Origin of the sequence: Allobosea sp. Root381 (assembly GCF_001429395.1) — a bacterium.
Lineage (GTDB): Bacteria > Pseudomonadota > Alphaproteobacteria > Rhizobiales > Beijerinckiaceae > Allobosea.
In genome coordinates, this window is sequence record NZ_LMJT01000017.1 from 1 (window position 1) to 17,844 (window position 17,844).

A 17,844-nucleotide genomic window follows, 5' to 3' on the forward strand; every position below is an offset into this window, starting at 1 on the left:
CGCCGGCCCGGATCACGTCGTCGCCGGCGCCGCCGACCAGGCGGTTGTCGCCGTCATCGCCGATCAGGATGTCGTTGCCGGCGCCGCCGATGACGTTCTCGATCGAGATGAGCTCGTCGCCGCCGGCCTCGTCGCCCGAGGCCGTGCCGGCCGACAGGTCGACGGTGACGCCGGCCGTGTCGTCGGAATAATCGGCCGTATCGATGCCGTCGCCGCCATCGAGCAGGTCGTCGCCGACGCCGCCCTTGAGCACGTCGTCGCCCGCGCCACCGAACAGCGCGTCGTCACCGGCACCGCCCTCGAGCAGGTCGTCGCCGGCCTCGCCGTGGAGCTCGTCGTCGCCGTCGCCGCCCTCGACAATGTCGTTGCCGGCCCCCGCCAGCACGANGGCACCGCCCTCGAGCAGGTCGTCGCCGGCCTCGCCGTGGAGCTCGTCGTCGCCGTCGCCGCCCTCGACAATGTCGTTGCCGGCCCCCGCCAGCACGAAATCGTCGCCATCGCCGGCGAGGATCACGTCGTCGCCGGCCGTGCCGGCGATTTCGTCATCACCGGGCGTGCCCAGGGTAGGGCCGCCCGGCACAGGGGCGTCGGCCAGCGACACCACCGTGACATCGTCGAAGGAGACGCCCTCGCTGCCCCAGGAATAGAGGCCGAAGGTGCCCTTGGTCAGCCCGCGATCCTCGATCGCATAAGGGAAAAGCGCCTCGCCATCGACATAGGCCGAGATGCGGTTGTCGACGATGTCGAGGCGCAGCGCGGTATCCTTGCCGACCGCATATTTGTGCCAGGCTTGGCCGAGCACCTCCTCGATGCCGTCCTGCAGGCGCAGCAGGGTCCAGACCTGATGCTGGTGGTTGAGTTCGAGCTTATAATAGTTGTTCGGGTCCTGATAATGAAAGACGAGTCCGAGCCCATCGTCGTCCGGGGTGCGGAAGGAAAGCTCGATCGAGTAATCCTTCCAGTCATAGGCGCCTTCCGTATCGTACACGGCGATGGTACCTTTGCGCAGGATGTAATTGCCATCCCCGAGCGGGCTCCAACCCTTCTGCCAGATGTCGGCGTTGTTGGGACCGCCAGCGGTGAGCTGCTCGCTGTAGATGTTTGACTTCTGGACAAGCCTGCCGTTCTCGACCACCCAGTTCGAAGGCCCGCCGATGGTGCCCTCGTCGAGGATCGACCAGACGCTGTCGAGCGCACCGTCCTGGAAGCGATCCTGCATCAGCACGGCATCATGGCCGACGACATCGACCGCGACGAGATCGGTCGCGACCTTGCCGGCTGCGTCGACGACCTCAAGCAGAACCTGCCTGGTGCCGATGGGCAGCGCCACAGTGGCTTCCGCGGTCTCGGCCACCACGGTGCCATCGACGAGCCAGCGATAGGTAACGATCGAATCGGGCCCGAAGGAGGACTTCGCCGAGAGATTGACCAGGGCGAAATCCTCGCCTTGCGAGGCGACGGCACGCATATCACCCTCGCCATGGGCCGTCAGATCGAGGCGGTTGACCACGACATCGTCGAAGATCGAGCTCTTCTGGCCGCTCGAATAGACGCCGACGGTTCCGCCCGAGAGCGGATCGGTATCCGTCACCGGCCCGCCGAAGACGCTTTTGCCCTCGAGCAGGATGTCGATCCGGCCACCAGAGACGATCACGCGCAGATCGAGCGCATCGTTGAAGCGATAGCCGGCCGCCGTCTGCGCCAGCACGGTCTCGACGCCGTCCTTGACCCGCACGAGGCTGCGCGAGAGGCCCTCGTTGTCCATGACGAAGCGATAGTGGTTCTGCGCATCCTGATAGTAGAAGACCACGCCGATATCGTCGTTGTCGGTCGATTTCAGCGTGACCTCGTAGCTGTAGTCGCTCCAGCCCTTCGCGTCCTCGGCGTTCCAGACCAGGAGCTTGCCCGCGGCGTCGCTACGGTCATGCAGCGCGCCCTCGCCGGAGGCGGGTGCGTCGGGCGCATGGATCGAGCCCTTCACGCTCCAGCCGTCCAGGCTCTCGGCCAGGTTCTGGTCCCAGAGCGTCAGCGAACCACCGCCGAAGCTCGGCGCGAGGCTGCCGTCGTCGAAATCGAACTGCACGGCATGGGCGGGATCGACCTGGGCTTCCTGCATGATGCCGCCGGCCTTGGCGCCGCCGAGCGCGGTGATCTCGGCCGTGCTCATCACCTTGTCGGTGAAGAAGACGCTGTTCACGAAGCCGGGCAGCGTCTCCATGTTCCACTGGAAGTGGCCCTCGTCCGAGAAGATCAGGAAGCCCTTCTCCGGATCGATCTGGTAGCGCGCGGTCGGCATCGACTGCGTGCCGACGAGCACGCCCTGCAGGTACTTGCTCAGCGTCACCGTGCCGTCGCCGTTGTCGGAAACCGTCAGCGCGATGCGCTGCCACTGATCGACCGCGAACTTGCCGGTGTAGCTGCCATTGATGCCGATGCCGCCGGCCATGTTCACCAGGAAGTCGGCATCGCTGAGATTGGTCGGGTCGGTCTGGAGCAGGGCCATCCAGTGATTGGTCGCCTTCGGCGCGAACACGTCCCAGATGATGGTGTAGCTGCGGATCGGGCCGCCATCAGCCGGTGCGAAGCCGGGCTTGACCAGATAGCCCTCATCCGGACGCGTCGCCGGGAAGGCCATGATCTCGTCGTCGCCGCCGGGCAGCGGGATCGCGCCGAGGTCCTCGGGCGTGCCGAAATGCGTCTCCTCGAAGATGCTCTCGGGCTCGACCACGGAGAAGCTGCCGTCGCCATGGCTGGGCGCCAAGGGATCGGCCGGGTCGAAATCGAACTGGACGGCATGGCCGCCGGCCGGAGCCACCGGCAGGATGCCGTCGGCGTCTGCCTTCCCGAGAGCGCTGACCTCGGCCGCGGTCAGCGGCTTGTCGGCGAACATGACGCTGCTGACGTAGCCGGACTGGGTCTGCAGGTTCGAGCCGTTGGGGGCATTGTCGGAGAAGATCAGGAAGCCCTTCTCGGGATCGATCTGGAAGCGCGCGGTCGGCATCGACTGCGTGCCGAGCAGCACGCCATCGAGATATTTGGCAAGCGTGGCATTGCCGTTGCCGAGATCGGTGACCGTCAACACGACACGCTGCCAGGCGCCGTAATGAAACGTGCCCTTGTAGTCGCCGTTGATGCCGATGCCGCCGGACATGTTGATCAGGAAATCGGCGTCGTTGCTGGAGGATTGCGCCGGGTCGGTCTGGAGGAAAGCGAACCACTTGCCGCGGTTCTCGACCGGGACCAGCACGTCCATGGCCAGCGTATAGCTCTTGATCGGCGCGGAGGAGCCGAAATCCGGCCGGATCAGGAAGCCTTCGGTCGTCGGCGCGGTGGCCGGGAAGGACATCACGCTGCCGGTGCCGCCCGGCAGGGCCGGCAGGCCGAACTGCTCAGGCGTGTCGAAGGCGATCTGCTCCGAGAGGTCGGGCCCGCGGGGAACCGGCGGCTTGCTCCAGCCATCGGCATTGCCGTCGTTGAAATTGTCGACAAGCAGGGTATCGGCGTCGGACACCACCACCCGCACCTCGTCGATCGAGACCTTGCCGCTGCGGTCGGTGACGACGAGGGTGAAATCATGCTTGCCGGCCGCGAGATCGAGCGTCGCGGTCGGGCCGGTCGCGACCACCCGGCCATCGGCATCGCGCCACTCATAGGACTGCGCGAGAGCGGGATTGAGGGTGCTGCTGCCGTCAAGCGACACCTGCATGCGATCGGCACCGGCCGGGGCCGCCGCGAAGACGTCGCCGCCCGCCTTGGCCTGGGCGTAGAGCTCAGGGGTGCCGAGATCGAGCCCGGTGATCTCCTGCTGATGATCGCGATACGGCCCGGTCAGGCCATCGCGATCGAGTTCCTCCTTGCCGCGATAGCCGGTGAGGTACTCGTCGCGCTCGGCAAAATAGGTCGAGGTGAAGATGCGGCCATTGTCCGGATCGATGGTGATGAGCCGGATCGCGCCCTCGCCGCCGCCGGTGACGATCTCGTTGGCGGACCCGCTCTGGTAGTCCGCCAGCATCTCGACGACGCTGTTGCCGAATTGGGAGTAGCTGATGTTGGTCTCGGCGGAATCACCGAGCACATGACCCGACAGCGTCATGACGACGTTCGGATATTTGCTGGTCAGTTCGCGATAGACCGCCTCGCCGTCATTGGCGCCTTCAGCCGAATTGGCGACGCCATAGCCGGTGACCGGCGCGGCGCCGATGGTCGAGGCCATGGCGTCGCTACGGCCGGCATAGGTCGTCAGCGTGTGGGAGGCGATGATGACGCGATGGTCGAGATTGGCTTCGATGACGTCGCCCGCCCAGCGCATCACGTCGTCGCGCGGCGCGAATTCCAGGCTCAGCACCAGCCACTTCGTGCCGTCCGGCGCGGTGAAGCTGTGATAGCTGTTGGCCGAGCGCTCGGGTTCGGCATCGTAGACGCCGCGAAAGGTGCCGGGATTGGTCGCGGCCTGCTTCTCGGGCGAGAACAGGTTGTCGAGGAAAGTGGTCGAATGATCCGCGGCCGAGCCGCCTGCGGCCTGGTCGTGGTTCCCGGGCAGGATCGAATAGGCGATCTTGCCGTCGAGCTTGCGGATCGCCGCTTCGGCGATCGCCCATTGCGCGGCGTTGTTGTGATCGGTGACGTCGCCGAGACCGACCACGAAGTCGAGGTTCAGGCTATCGGCATTGTTCGCGAGCCACTGCGTCATCTCGCCGAAGATGTGGCTCTTGGCGGCGTTCGAGGTGTAGTTCTGCGTGTCCGGCAGCGCCGCGATGGTGAAGGCGTTTGTACCCGCCGCATTGACGCGGACATTGTCGCTGACCGTGCTGCCGTCGCCCGCTGTCGCCGTGACGACGAGATCGGCATAGCCGAGGCCGAGCGCGCTCACCGTGAGGACGCCGTCCACGATTGCGGCCGACACGGCGGTGCCGTCGCTGCTCGCGACCGAGAACGTCGTATAGCTGTCGCCAAAGGCCGCTTTGAGATCGACCTGCTTGGTTGCGTCGGCACCGATGCGCAGCAGCATGTCGTTGATGGGGTTCAAGTGGGCCATGGTCGATCCTCTCCGCACAACACAGTCGGGTGATGCCCGGAGCTTTGGAGAGGGCGGGCCGCGCAATCCAATAGAAACGGCCAATGGGTTTCATAGGTCGGTAACCATGCCGGGAACCGGCTCGTGAACGACGCGCAGCTGCGTTGCTTCCACGTCGCCGCGACGGAAGGCAGCATCACGCGTGCGGCGGCGCGTCTCGGCATCAGCCAGCCGACGGTGTCCTCGCAGATCAAGATCCTGGAGGAGGGCTACGGCGTTCAGCTGTTCCGGCGCGTCGGCCGCACGATCGAGCTCACCGATTTCGGCATCCATCTCAAGGCGGTGACGGAGCGGCTCTACGCCGCGCAGGAGGAGGCACGCGAGCTCCTCGTCGGCCACCAGAACCTCAGCAAGGGCCATCTGCGGATCGGCGCGGTCGGCCCCTATCACGTCCTGCCGGTGCTGCAGGAGCTGCGCCTGCGCTATCCGGAGGTGACATTCTCGCTACGCGTCGGCAACTCGGCCGCGATCTTCGAGGCGATGTCGCGCTATGACATTGACATCGGCATCATGGCCGACCTCAAGCCGGGGGACAGCAAGCTTCACATCCAGCTGCTGCGACGCGACGAAATCGCCGTCCTCGTCCACCGCGACCACCCCTTTGCCGAACGCGAATGCGTCTCGCGCGCAGAGCTGGTCGGCGAGACCATCATCATTCGCGAGCCCGGCTCGGTGACACGCAGCGCCTTCCTCAACGCCCTGGTCGCGGCCGATCTTGCGATGCCGCGCTTCCTGGACATCGAATCCCGCGAGGCGACCAAGGAGGCCGTGGCCTGCGGCTTCGGCATCGCGCCGGTGCTTCGATCCGAAGCCGGCGAGGACCGACGTTGCGTCCTCGTTCCGATCGAACCGCCCGCGCCGTTCTTTGACGAGTATGTCGCCTGTTCACGGGAGCTCGTCCGAACTCCGTTGATCAAGGCGTTCCTCGAAGCGGCCAGCAAGGTCTGCGATAGACGAACCAGCGCCAATGAGCACCGTCTTCGCTGTTGAATCGATCGTGATGTGACGAGGGACAATCAAGCCAGATCTCGCGGCGGCGGCGGATCCGTTGCATGCGGACATGGTCGTCGGTCCCAGCGCGCCGCTTCGTCATCATGAGCAGTTCGCGCCCGGTCGGATGAGCCCATCGGCGAGTTTGCGGGTCGCTGGACCCATGGACTCGTCGAGGCGATTGGCAAGATAGGCCTCGGATATGACTTCGCTATTGGCGGCGCGAAGCGAAGCACGCTTAGCCAAGGCGTGATTGCTCACGAAACTGACGCGGCGTCACGCCTGAGATCCGTCGGAAAGCGCGGCTGAAATGTGCCGGATCGGTGTAGCCGGAGGAGAAGGCAACATCGATGATCCTGCAATCGGTGTCTTGCAGCAGCCGGCTCGCATGCTCGTAGCGGACCGTATCGAGGATGTCCGAATAGGACAGGCCGACATGGGCGAGCTTGCGTTGGAGCGTGCGCGTGCTGACGCCCGCGATCTCGGCGACGTCGGCAAGTGCCGTTGTTCGCTCGTCGAGATAGGCCGGCAGCATGAGCTTGAGCAGTTCGACGATGTCGTAGGCGGAAGGGCCGGCCTCATGGTCCCGCGGCGGCGCAAACGACGCGGTCGAACGGTTGGGTAGGCTGAGGAGCGAGATCGGCACGCTGACCCAGGCGGCATGCTGATCCGACAGAAACCGCACATTCGGCCAGGAGGACCGCGTCGCCGGGCTCGGCGCATAAGACGATTCGAAGGCGATTGCCGTGGGCATCCAGTCGGGCCCCGCGAACTGGCGGACGATGTAGACCGAGAAGATATTCTGGATCCATTGCGCGTATTTCAGGTGCAGGCGCCCGCTCGTCACGGCAAGCCTGCTGCAGACCCGCACATGATCCGCGTCATGTTCGATCCACATGCTCAGAATGGTGTCCTCCCGCGACGCCTCTTGGCAGGCATGCCGGAGCGCGACGAGCAGCGTCGGCGAATGCGCGATCAGGGCCCGTGTCCTTTCCCTCATATGGGAGAAATGCAGGCGCTGGGCGGCGAGAAAGCCGAAATCCTCGATGCCCTGGCTCTTCTGAGCGGTCTCGACGAAGCGCAGCGCCGGCAGGAGCGGCAGATAGAGCTCGCTCTTCTCGGCCAGCGACGAGGGCAGCCGGGACTTCTCCAGGAGCATATCCGTCGGAGCGCCGATATCGTCGAGGATGCTGACGAAAGGCAACAGGAACTGGCCACGCGTCAAAGGGATGTCAGCCATCAAATCACGCCGTTGTCACAGGGTCGATACGTCCTTTGGCCGCGATTTCGCGTGGAACGCGCCGGAGAAACAGAGAATAACCCGCTTGCGGGTGGCGCAAAATGGCAAGACTGGCAACCCGTTTATACAGCAAATACTCCAGATAGAGCCTGCCGGCTAAGCCGAAAGTGACCAGCCCTGTGGAGTATCCACTATTCAAAACGATCCATTGACGGAAATTCAGCCATGAGGGCGCCGCCCGTGCGGTGGCTCTCATGGCGTCGAGCCGGTCTCGACGGCGGGGAAATTCAAGGAGAAACCGTGCGCCGGCTCGTTATCGATTTGATGTCGGTAACATCGCGTAGACCAGCCCGGGCGTCCGGCCTGCGGCTGCACCGTGATCGCCGGGGGCGTCGAGACACACGCCGAATCCTCGCTGCTCTCCCAGCTCTACCGGCTCGGCGTTCCCCTTCCTGTTCGCAGAGTGGGCGCTTGCCTGTCTTCCAGCCATCACATGGCCAGTGAGCGTCATCGCAAACTGCGCAAAGCCCCAGTCTGCGGGCGACCGTCCTTCGATTGAATTGCCGGGCCATCCGCAGATGGCTCTCTGAGATTGCCTACCAAGGAGTTTTTGAATGCTATCGCGATTCGACCAACGGGCTGCGCTCTCGGCCTTGGCCTTGGTTGCTCAAGGCATTGGCCTGGGCGGTGCGCAGGCACAGGAAGCGAATGCCGATCTGGCGAAAAAGCTCAGCAATCCGGTGTCATCGCTGATCAGCGTGCCCTTTCAATTCAACTATGACCGGGGCTTCGGACCGAACCGGGGCGACCGGAAAATACTCGACATCCAACCTGTCATCCCGTTCTCATTGAACGAGGACTGGAACGTCATCTCCCGCACCATCGTCCCTGTCGTCTGGCAGCATGACATCGCAGGCCGCTCCGGCAACCAGTCCGGTCTTGGCGACGTCACGCAAAGCTTTTTTGTTTCCCCGACGCAGCCGACCGCCGCCGGCATCATCTGGGGAGCCGGCCCCGTCTTCCTTCTTCCGACCGCAAGCGACGAATTGCTCGGCGGCGGCAAGTTCGGGATGGGTCTGACTGCCGTCGTCCTGAAGCAGGAAGGGCCATGGACGGTCGGGGCGCTTGCAAACCACATCTGGTCGGTTGCGGGGAAAGGAGACAGGTCCGACATCAGCGCAACCTACTTGCAGCCCTTCATCTCCTACAGGACATCCGACGCCTGGACGTTCACGCTCAATACCGAGAGCACTTACGACTGGGAGGCCGAACAATGGTCGGTGCCGATCAATCTCCAGGTTTCGAAACTCGTGACCTTCGGCAGGCAGCCGGTGAGTCTGACCGCGGGCATACGCTATTGGGCGGCCGCACCCAAGAATGGACCGAACGGCTGGGGTCCCCGCCTGGGGTTGACCTTCCTGTTTCCCACATAGGGAAAATTCGGCGATCCAGCGCATTCGGGCGCGTCGCGGTGGCCCTGATATGCGCGCTGCGGCGCCGCGGGCTCCCTCAGCTGGCCGATCCATCGGCATCCGGCCCGGACCGCCGTTTCGGCGTCAGCTCGAAGACCGCAGGAACTGGCAGGGACCAAGGGGCTTTCACCAATTGGATCACGCCGTACAGGCTTTCGCCGGAATCACCACCGAAACGGTGGGAGAATGACCGCTCTCGATTGGCGCGAAATGGCAAGACTGGCGACCTGCCGATGGCCGAAATGATCTGAACAGAGTCCAACCGCCGATCGGAAAACAATCGGCGGTTGGAAGCGTCTGCGCCCGCTGGTGACCAGCCTCGCGAAAGCTCGGTCATGTAGGCGCTTCGCATGTGCGTGCGCCCGCGCCATCGGGACCATGCCGACACCAGAGAAATGCCAAGGAGAAATAGTGCGCCGTCTCGCGATAGGGTTGATTTCGGCATCGTTGCATATGCCGGCCTGGGCTTCCGATCTACAGCAGCCCGTCGGGCCGACGGCCCCCGTGGTTGCGGCGGCGCCGAGCTTCTCCGTCACGAGCTATATCTGGGCGACCGCGATCGATGGACGGAGCGCGACATTCCCGCCGCTGCCCGCCGCCGACATCAGCTTGCGGTTCCGCGACGTGCTCAAGGAACTGAACGGCGCGCTGATGGCATCTGCCGAGATGCGCATCGACCGCTGGAGCTTCCTGATCGACGGGCAGTTCTCGCAAGTAACGACCGGCGGCAAACTGCCCGGCCCGTTCTTTTCGGCGCTGAAGCTGCGCTCGCAGACCACGACCGTTCAGGGCTCCGTCTTCTACCGGGCTTATGAAGACACGACCGTATCGGTGGATCTGGGGGGCGGCATCCGGTTCTGGAACCTCAACAACAAGCTGGAGGTCCTGCCCGGCCTCGCCAATCTTCGTATCGATCACCGCGAATCCGAGATATGGGCCGATCCCATCATCGGCGCTCGCCTCGGAGTAAAGCTCGGCGGACCATGGAGCTTGACGGTGGCAGGCGATGTCGGCGGCTTCGGTGTCGGCTCGCACCTGACCTGGCAGGCGCTGGGCAGCGTCAACTACGCCTGGAGCGAGAAGCTGACACTGAAGGCAGGTTACCGGGCGCTCCATGTCGATTATCGCAACAGCGGTTTCTCGTATGATGTGACGCAGCACGGCCCCGCGATTGCGGCAACATACCGGTTCTGACCGCCAATCCGCGAACTCGGCGATATCGAAAGGAATGGGAATGTCCATGACTGCGAATGCGCTTCGGACCGCAGGCGTTTCCGCGCTTGCGCTGCTTGCGATCTGCGGGCAGGCCTTGGGGCAATCGGGCGAAGCGCAGCCCAAGGTCACCGACCCGCATTTCAAGATCGCGCCGGGTTATCTCCAGCGATCCGACCTGCCGAACAGCCTGGTTCTGCTCGGCCCGCCGCCGGAGAAGGGCTCCGCCGCGCTGGCCCGGGACGAGGAAGCGCGCCGGGCGACGATCCCCTTGCGAAACGGCGAGCGCTGGAAGCTCGCCCGCACGGACGCAGACCTCGCCTTTCCGCAGGCAGCCGACAACTTTTCCTGTGCGATGGGCGTGAAGATCGACGGCGAGCAGACCCCGCGCCTCTACGCGATGATGCAGAAGATGCTGTCGGATGTCGGCCTCTCCACCTATGGCGTGAAGAACAAGTACAACCGGGTCCGCCCCTTCGTGACGCATGAGGAAGCGACCTGCCGCACCGATCAGGAGGCCATTCTGCGGAGCGACGGCTCCTACCCGTCCGGCCACACGGCGGCCGGCTGGGGCTGGGCTCTCATCTTCGCGCAGATCAACCCCGAGCGCTCGGACGCGCTGCTCAGGCGCGGCCTCGAATTCGGCCAGAGCCGCGTGGTCTGCAACGCGCATTGGCAGAGCGACGTCGATGCGGGGCGGATCATGGGTGCGGCGACGGTCGCACGGCTGCAGACCGATGCGACCTTCCTCGCCGACCTCGAGGCCGCGAAATCGGAGGTGAAGGCCGCCAAGGCGAAGCAGGTGCTCCCGGCCCCCGCATGCGCCGCGGAGGCCGCAGCCCTATCGGGGCAGTGACCGAGCCGGGGCGCGCTGCGCACCACTTCCAGACAAATCGATCAAAGACGCCAATGAGGTACCGTTCAATGCGAATGACGCTGGTCTACAGCCTGGGTTTCCTGGTTCTCGCGCCCTGCGTGGCGTCCTCACAGTCCGTTCCGGTCAATGTCGACAACTTCAAGCGCGCCGAGACCGACTTCTACATGGGCAAAACGGCGGATGCCGGTGGCTTCGGCAAGTTCGCCCATAACCGGACGCCGACGCCGATCGACAACCAGCCTGTGGTTCGGATGAACCGGGATACGCTCTATTCCCAGGCGCTCTTCGATCTCGACGCAGGCCCGGTGACCATCACGCTTCCCGATGCCGGCAAGCGCTTCATCTCGATGCAGGTCATCAGCCAGGACCATTACACCCCGATGGTGGTCTACAAGCCGGGCCGCACGACGCTCACCAAGGACAAGGTCGGCACCCGTTATGTGTTCGTCGCGGTCCGGATCCTCGTCGATCCCAACGACGCCAAGGACCTCGCGCAGGTTCACGCCCTGCAGGATGCGCTGAAGGTGGAGCAGAAGTCGGCGGGCAAGTTCGAGGCCCCGAAATGGGATCTGGCGCAACAGAAGAAGATCCGCGACGCGCTCGAAGCCCTTGCTGCGGCGACCGGCAGTTTCACCGATGCTTTCGGCCCGAAGGGCAAGGTCGATCCGGTCAAGCACCTGCTCGGCACGGCAGCCGGCTGGGGCGGCAACCCCGACAAGGACGCATCCTACCTCTCGTCCACCCCGACCGGGAATGATGGCAAGACGGTCTACAAGCTCAAGGTCAAGGATGTCCCTGTCGACGCGTTCTGGTCGATCAGCGTCTATAACGACAAGGGCTTCTTCCAGAAGAACGATTACGACGCCTATTCGGTCAACAGCATCACCGGCAAGACGAGCACCGACGGCGCGATCGACATTCAGTTCGGCGGCTGCGACGGCAAGATCGCCAATTGCCTGCCGATTACGCAGGGATGGAATTATACATTTCGGCTCTACCGCCCTCAAGCAACGATCCTGAACGGCACGTGGAAGATGCCGGAGGCGCAGCCTGTATTGTAGAAGGCATCAGCCTCGTCCGTTCGGTCCGGCAAGCAGCGGTAACGTCCCGCCCAGGCTTTCCGTTGGTCGAATGGTGTAACCGGAACGGCGGACGCCCGCCGTTCCGGGGCCGCTGCAGGTCAGTCGGCTCGGATCTGCTTCCCGGCCCATGTCGGGATCGTTACCGTGCATGGCCATGGCGGTGGCTTTGGCTAAAGTGTTCCTGCTGGCGACAACCGCGGCGCTCACGCCATCGCCCGGTCAGCAGCGGGATCGAAGCCGGGCGAAAGGCAATGCCACTTGCACCTGCGAGTGTTCACGGTGACGCCCCGGATGTGAAAAGTCCCGGTTCAGGCGGTCGATGATACGCCCGCTTGCTGAAGACGCCTCAATGGGATGGCGTGCTGTCATCGTTCCCGGAAGACGCGGCTGGCGTGGTCGGCTACCGGCTTGACCAGATAGGACAGCGCCGTGCGGTCCTCGGTCGTGATCAGCACCTCGACGGGCATGCCCGGGACGAGCGTCTTGCCGACGAGACCCGTCTGCCCCTCCGCCGTGAGCTCGACCTCGGCGGTGTAATAGGTCGCACCGCTCTGCGGGTCACGGCTGGTGGCGGGAGAGACGTGGCGGACAAGGCCGGGCAGCTCCGGCGTCGTGTTGCGGTTGAAGGCAGCGAAGCGAAGGCGTGCGGGCTGGCCGGTGCGGACCTGGTCGATGTCCGACGGCGCGATCCGGACCTCGACGATCAACCTGGCCGAGCGCGGCACGATGGTCGCGACCTTGGCGGCCGGCGTGATGACGCCCCCCACGGTGAAGACGTTCAGCTCGTTGATGATGCCTGAAACCGGCGAGCGGATTTCCGTCCGCGAAAGACGGTCCTCCGACGCGACGCGGCGATCGGAGAGTTCGGAGATCTTCGCAGCCACCGCGGTCAGCTCGCGCTGCGCCTCGGTCCGGGCGGTCTCGTCGACCGCCATGATCTGAAGCCGTGTCTCGTTGATGCGAAGCTTGGACCTGGCGATCATGGTGTCGATCTCGCCGCGTTCGCCGAGCAGGCGGGCCCATTCGCGGTTGATGTTGAAGACCTTCACCCCGTCGATGAAGCCCTTCGCGAAGAGGCCGAGATATTTGTTGCGCTCCAGTTCGACGAGGCGCAGCTCCTCGTTCTTGGCGGCCCTGCGGGCCTCCAGCCCCTTCACCTCCTCGCCCGACTGGACGATGGTGATTTCAAGCAGCTCCTTGCGGCTGTCGCGGTTCTGCTTGTTGCCGGCGAAGAGACGGTGCTCGCCCGCCAGGATCTGGCCGGCGCCGTCCGAGAGTTCGGCGAGTCCCGCGGGCTCGTCCATCGCATCGAGGCCGTCGCGCTCGGCGGTCAGGCGGGCGCGCTTGCCGAGGTTCTCGGCAAGCTGGGAGCGGATGATCGAGAGCTCGGTGCGGATCTGCACATCGTCCAGGCTGAGCAGGATCTGGCCCTCCTCGACCGCATCGCCCTGGCGGATCTCGATCGCCTTCACGATGCCGCCGTCGCGATGCTGGATCTCCTTGAGGTTCTGGTCGACCTTGACGGTTCCCTGGCCGAGCACGGCGCCGGCGAGCCGCGCGGTCGCGGCCCAGCCGCCGAAGCCGAGCACCAGCCCGGCGCCTAGAACCAGGCCCGCCACGACATGGCCGCGCAGTGAAAAGGAGGTCCGGCCTTGCCCCGCCGGCAGCGAGCGGGCCTTCTCGATCACATGACGATCGAAGTTCAGCGCATTCATGAGGACACCACCCGAGAGTTCAATCGTAATAGTAGAAGCGGTGCGAGCCGGAGATCTCGATCGAGAACTCTCTTGCGCCATCCTGCTCCACGGTCACGTCGATGAAGGTCGATTCCTTGTCGCCGGCCTTCTCGATGCGGAAGCGGAAGGGCCGGTCGTCGTCATCGTCGTCGTCGTGATAGATGCGGCCGAAATTCTCCGGATCGTCCGGACGGTCGTCATCATCATCATCATCGTCCTCGTCATCGTCATCGTCACGGCGCCGCAGCGTGTATTGCTTCACCACGATCTTGTCGCCGACCTCGAGATCGAGGATGCGGTGGATCAGCTCGCCCGCTTCCTCATCGGCGTCGCGCCCCTCGACCTCGAACTTGAAGGTGTCGCAGCCTTCCCCGCCCGAAAGAGTGACAGCAGCCTGGCTTCCGACCACGAAGGTGTCGTTACCGGCGCCGCCGACCACGATCTCGAAGCTGTCGATGCGGTCCCTGCCGGCCTCCTCGCCACGCAGATCGCCCCTGACGAGATCGACGAGCGTGTCGGTCCGCAGCAGGCTGAGATCGAGCGTGTCCTGCCCCGCGCCGCCTTTGTAGACATCCGAAACGCAATCGGCATCGACGATGACGGTGTCGTCGCCCTCGCCGCCATCGACGTGGTCGCGCCCGGCGCCGCCGGACAGCACATCGTTGCCGGCCGAGCCATGCAATTCGTCATCGCCGTCGCCGCCGGAGAGATAGTCGTCGCCCTCGCCGCCGATCAGGCAGTCGTTCCCGGCTTCGCCGAAGAGCGCGTCGTTGCCCGCGCCGCCTTCGAGGCGGTCATTGCCGGCGCCGCCGAACAGCACGTCATTGCCGGAATCGCCTGCTAGATTGTCGTCGCCGTCATTGCCTTCGATGACGTCGTCGCCGTCGCCGCCATGGAGCTCGTCATTTCCGTCGCCGCCGAACAGGAAATCGCGCCCCTCATCGCCGAAGATCACGTCATCGCCAACACCGCCGGAGATGTGGTCGTCGCCCGAACCGCCGAACAGGCGATCATTGCCGGCGCCGCCAAAGATCACGTCGTTACCGGCATCGCCATAGATGACGTCGTCGCCATCCTCGCCATGGAGCTGGTCGTTGCCCGCTCCACCCCGGATGATGTCGTTTCCGGCCCCGCCGAAGACGATGTCGTCGCCGTCGCCGCCCTCGATCACGTCATTGCCGTCGCCGCCATAGATGACGTCGTTGCCGGCGCCGCCAAGGAGTACGTCGTCGCCGCCGCGGCCGTCGATCAGGTCGTTGCCGCCGCGCCCCTCGATATGGTCGCGGCATTCGGTGCCGATCAGCTCGTCGCTGCCCTGCGTGCCGACCTGCACCAGCACCTCGACGACGTCGAAGCCTGCGGTCTGCTGCACGGAGTAACGCCCATCGGTGATCTGGTAGCTCAGCGTGACCGGGCCGAAATAGCCGGGCTCCGGCGTGTAGATCCAGCCATCGGCCGTCTGCGAGATCTGGCCGCGCGAGGCGAGCAGGTTGATCACCCGCAGCGCGTCGCCATCGGCGTCGCTCGAGCCGAGAAGCAGCATGGCCATGGTCAGCGTCACCGTCTGGCAACCACCGAGATCGGCCAGGCGCAAGGCGGGGCCGACCCGGGGCGGCCGGTTGCGGACGCCGGGCTCGGGGCCCGGCCCCGGTCCCGGACCTGGCCCCGGGCCGGGATCATGGCCGTCATCGTCGTAGCCCGGCCCAGGCCCCGGGCCGAACGGCGGCCAGCCGCCGAAATCCGGCACGCGCACCGCGGGGTCGATCGATACCCCCGGCAGCGCACCGAAGCCGCCTGAGCCCGACGCCCAGAAGGAAACCCGGAAGCCGTTGTCGTTGCTCGCGCCGAAGCCTTCCGGCGGCTGCATCCCGATCGGCACGAAGGGATAGCTCGCGAAATCGAACGCCGGCGAATCGATGTTGAGGTAGTCCGGCAGTCCGGGCAGGGGCTGCCCCGGACCACCGGAGCCGATCGCCTGATCGAACTCGCGGCCGATCGAGCCGGTTTCGTCCTCCGGCGCCGGCTCGTCCGGCCGTCGCTCCTTCTCCTCCGCCTGCGCGGCGTGGCGCTCGTCGGGCGGGGCGGCGCCGGCCTCATCTTCGCCGGTCGCCGGCTTGGGCGGCGGGGGAGCCTCGGCCGCATCCCGCGCGAACAGGCTCTGCACGAAGGAGGCGAGCGCGATCACCGCCCCGACCAGGACGACCGCGATGCGCGACCGTGCCGGCGGCGCCTCGCCGCCCTGCGCATAGATCTGCGCGGCTGATGGAGCCTCTTGCGTGCGGCGCGCGGCCTTGACGTCGATCATGCCGACACCCGCTGGTTGAGGGCTTCAGGAGAGAACGCACCGACATTCGGCAGGCCGGGTGCAGGCCTCGCTGCCTCCTTGGGCGCAGCCGTTCCGGGCTTGATGATCTGGTCGCGCGGGCCGAAGGCGCTGAGCTTGCCGCCCTGGATCACGCCGACATAATCGACCGCGATCAGCGCGCTGGGGCGATGCGCCACGATCACCACGATGGCGCCGCGGGCCTTGAGTTGCTCCACCGCCCGCGTCAGCGCCGCCTCGCCTTCGCCGTCGAGATTGGAGTTGGGCTCGTCCATGACGACGAGGAAGGGGTTGCCGTAGAGCGCGCGCGCCAGTCCGATACGCTGGCGCTGGCCCGCGGAGAGAGCCGCCCCTTGCGAACCGAGCGGCGTGCGATAGCCGCCGGGGAGCCGCACCACCATGTCGTGGATGCCGGCCGCGGTCGCAGCCGTGACCACGGCCCGCGAATCCCCGGCTTCGGCCAGGCGAGAGATGTTCTCCTCCACCGTGGCGTCGAGCAGCCCGACCTCCTGCGGAAGATAACCCATTGCCCGGCCGAGATCCTCCTCCGGCCACTGGTCGAGCTCGGCGCCGTCGAGCCGCACGGCGCCGCGCAGGGTCGGCCAGATGCCGGTAAGCGCGCGGACCAGCGTGGTCTTGCCGCCGCCGCTGGGGCCGATGATGCCGAGCGCCTTGCCGGCCTCGACCTCGAAGCTGATATCGCTGAGCAGCACCTGGCCGCTGCCCGGCGCCGCGACCGTGATGCGCTCGACCCTGAGGCCGCGATGCGGCGCCGGCAGCGGCATCGGCTCGCCGGCCTTGCTGAGCGCGACGATGGTCTCGCGCAGCCTGGCGAAGCTCTGCCGCGCCGCAACGAAGGGCTTCCAGTTGGCGATCGCCTGGTCGACCGGCGCCAGGGCGCGGGAGGAGGCGACCGACGCCGCGATGATCGCGCCGGCCGAAAGCTCCCCGCCGATCGTCAGGAAGGCGCCGAGGCCCAGCACCGCCGATTGCAGCACCATCCTCAAAACCTTGGAGACCGCGCCGAAGGAACCGGACACGTCGCTGGCGCGGGTCTGCAGGTCGAGATGCTCGGCATTGGCGGCGGCGAAACGGCGCGCGGCGCGCTCCGCCATGCCCATCGCCTTGATCACGTCGGCGTTGCGCGCGTTGGAATCGGCGATCGCGTTGCGAGCCATCGCGGCCTGCCGGGCCTGCGTCGTGCTGCGCCGCGCCATCACCTCGGCGCCCAGCGTCATCAGCGTCAGCACCACCGCGCCGGCGAGCGTCAAGGCGCCGAGCCAGGGATGCAGCAGGTAGATGAAGACGAGATAGATCGGGATCCAGGGCAGGTCGAACAGCGCGCCGGGCCCCTGGCTGGAGAGGAAACCACGCACCGTGTCGACATCGCGGCCGCGCTCCAGCGCCTCGGTGCCGGAAAAGCCGAAGCGTGGCATGTCCATCGTCACGCGATGCGCGATCGGCGCGACATTATGGTCGAAGCGCGCGCCGACCCGGACCAGCATCCGCGTGCGGACGGCATCGAAGCCGCCCTGGAAGACATAGAGACCGAGCGCGATGACCGAGAGGGCGACCAGGGTCTGCACGCTGCCGCTGGTCAGGGCGCGGTCATAGACCTGCATCATGTAGAGCGAGCCGGTCAGGGCCAGAACGTTGATGACGCAGGAAATCCCGAGAAGGTAGGCGACGACCCCGCGCATCCCTTCGGTCAGTTTTGCGGCATCGCGCCGACGCGCGAGATTCAGGCTTTGACCCGACATGGAACTGCACTCTCGAATGGGAGGTACTCGACCCGGATGCCGCCCCGGCGCGTGGCCGGGGCGGTGGTTGGCGACGCG

General features: G+C 65.7%; 10 protein-coding genes and 2 pseudogenes. 5 read left to right on the top strand and 7 right to left on the bottom strand.

Going from position 1 to position 17,844, the window contains the following annotated elements:
* Positions 1–385, bottom strand: a pseudogene (locus ASE63_RS28440) (calcium-binding protein); the annotation flags it as partial.
* 3 nt (positions 386–388) lie between these two features.
* A pseudogene (locus ASE63_RS28820) lies at positions 389–5,035 on the bottom strand (metallophosphoesterase); the annotation flags it as partial.
* Between the two features lie 123 nt (positions 5,036–5,158).
* Here ASE63_RS28820 and ASE63_RS15410 point away from each other — a divergent pair.
* Positions 5,159–6,064 carry a LysR substrate-binding domain-containing protein gene (locus ASE63_RS15410; protein ID WP_056802783.1) on the top strand — a complete coding sequence of 302 codons (906 nt, stop codon included), beginning with the start codon at positions 5,159–5,161 and terminating at the stop codon, positions 6,062–6,064.
* 238 nt (positions 6,065–6,302) lie between these two features.
* On the opposite strand, the gene ASE63_RS15415 is transcribed toward ASE63_RS15410, so the two are convergent.
* Positions 6,303–7,304, bottom strand: a complete 1,002-nt coding sequence (locus ASE63_RS15415) for an AraC family transcriptional regulator (protein ID WP_082609979.1) — start codon at positions 7,302–7,304, stop codon at positions 6,303–6,305.
* A gap of 614 nt (positions 7,305–7,918) precedes the next feature.
* Here ASE63_RS15415 and ASE63_RS15420 point away from each other — a divergent pair.
* Positions 7,919–8,737, top strand: a complete 819-nt coding sequence (locus ASE63_RS15420; RefSeq protein ID WP_056802785.1) for a hypothetical protein — start codon at positions 7,919–7,921, stop codon at positions 8,735–8,737.
* A gap of 76 nt (positions 8,738–8,813) precedes the next feature.
* Here the strand turns inward: ASE63_RS15420 and ASE63_RS27315 are convergent, their stop codons facing one another.
* Positions 8,814–9,113, bottom strand: a complete 300-nt coding sequence (locus ASE63_RS27315; RefSeq protein ID WP_156410390.1) for a hypothetical protein — start codon at positions 9,111–9,113, stop codon at positions 8,814–8,816.
* Positions 9,114–9,187: 74 nt separating this feature from the next.
* Between ASE63_RS27315 and ASE63_RS15425 the strand changes: the two genes are divergently transcribed.
* The 3 genes from ASE63_RS15425 (at position 9,188) to ASE63_RS15435 (ending at position 11,926) form a co-directional block, all read left to right on the top strand.
* Positions 9,188–9,970: a hypothetical protein gene (locus ASE63_RS15425; protein WP_156410391.1), complete on the top strand. Its 783-nt coding sequence runs from the start codon at positions 9,188–9,190 to the stop codon at positions 9,968–9,970.
* A gap of 40 nt (positions 9,971–10,010) precedes the next feature.
* Positions 10,011–10,844 (top strand): phosphatase PAP2 family protein, encoded by an 834-nt coding sequence (locus tag ASE63_RS15430; RefSeq protein ID WP_056802791.1) that lies wholly within the window; start codon positions 10,011–10,013, stop codon positions 10,842–10,844.
* A 74-nt stretch (positions 10,845–10,918) separates the two neighbouring features.
* Entirely contained in the window at positions 10,919–11,926 is a 1,008-nt protein-coding gene (locus ASE63_RS15435; RefSeq protein WP_156410397.1) for a DUF1254 domain-containing protein, read from the top strand.
* Between the two features lie 386 nt (positions 11,927–12,312).
* On the opposite strand, the gene ASE63_RS15440 is transcribed toward ASE63_RS15435, so the two are convergent.
* Genes ASE63_RS15440 through ASE63_RS15450 form a run of 3 tightly spaced genes read right to left on the bottom strand, consistent with a single transcriptional unit; the run spans position 12,313 to position 17,766 of the window.
* Positions 12,313–13,662 carry an HlyD family type I secretion periplasmic adaptor subunit gene (locus ASE63_RS15440; protein WP_056802794.1) on the bottom strand — a complete coding sequence of 450 codons (1,350 nt, stop codon included), beginning with the start codon at positions 13,660–13,662 and terminating at the stop codon, positions 12,313–12,315.
* Positions 13,663–13,681: 19 nt separating this feature from the next.
* Positions 13,682–15,988: a cadherin-like domain-containing protein gene (locus tag ASE63_RS15445; protein ID WP_056802796.1), complete on the bottom strand. Its 2,307-nt coding sequence runs from the start codon at positions 15,986–15,988 to the stop codon at positions 13,682–13,684.
* Positions 15,985–17,766 carry a type I secretion system permease/ATPase gene (locus ASE63_RS15450; protein ID WP_056802799.1) on the bottom strand — a complete coding sequence of 594 codons (1,782 nt, stop codon included), beginning with the start codon at positions 17,764–17,766 and terminating at the stop codon, positions 15,985–15,987. Before ASE63_RS15450 ends, ASE63_RS15445 begins: the two co-directional genes overlap by 4 nt.
* Positions 17,767–17,844 lie beyond the last annotated feature (78 nt).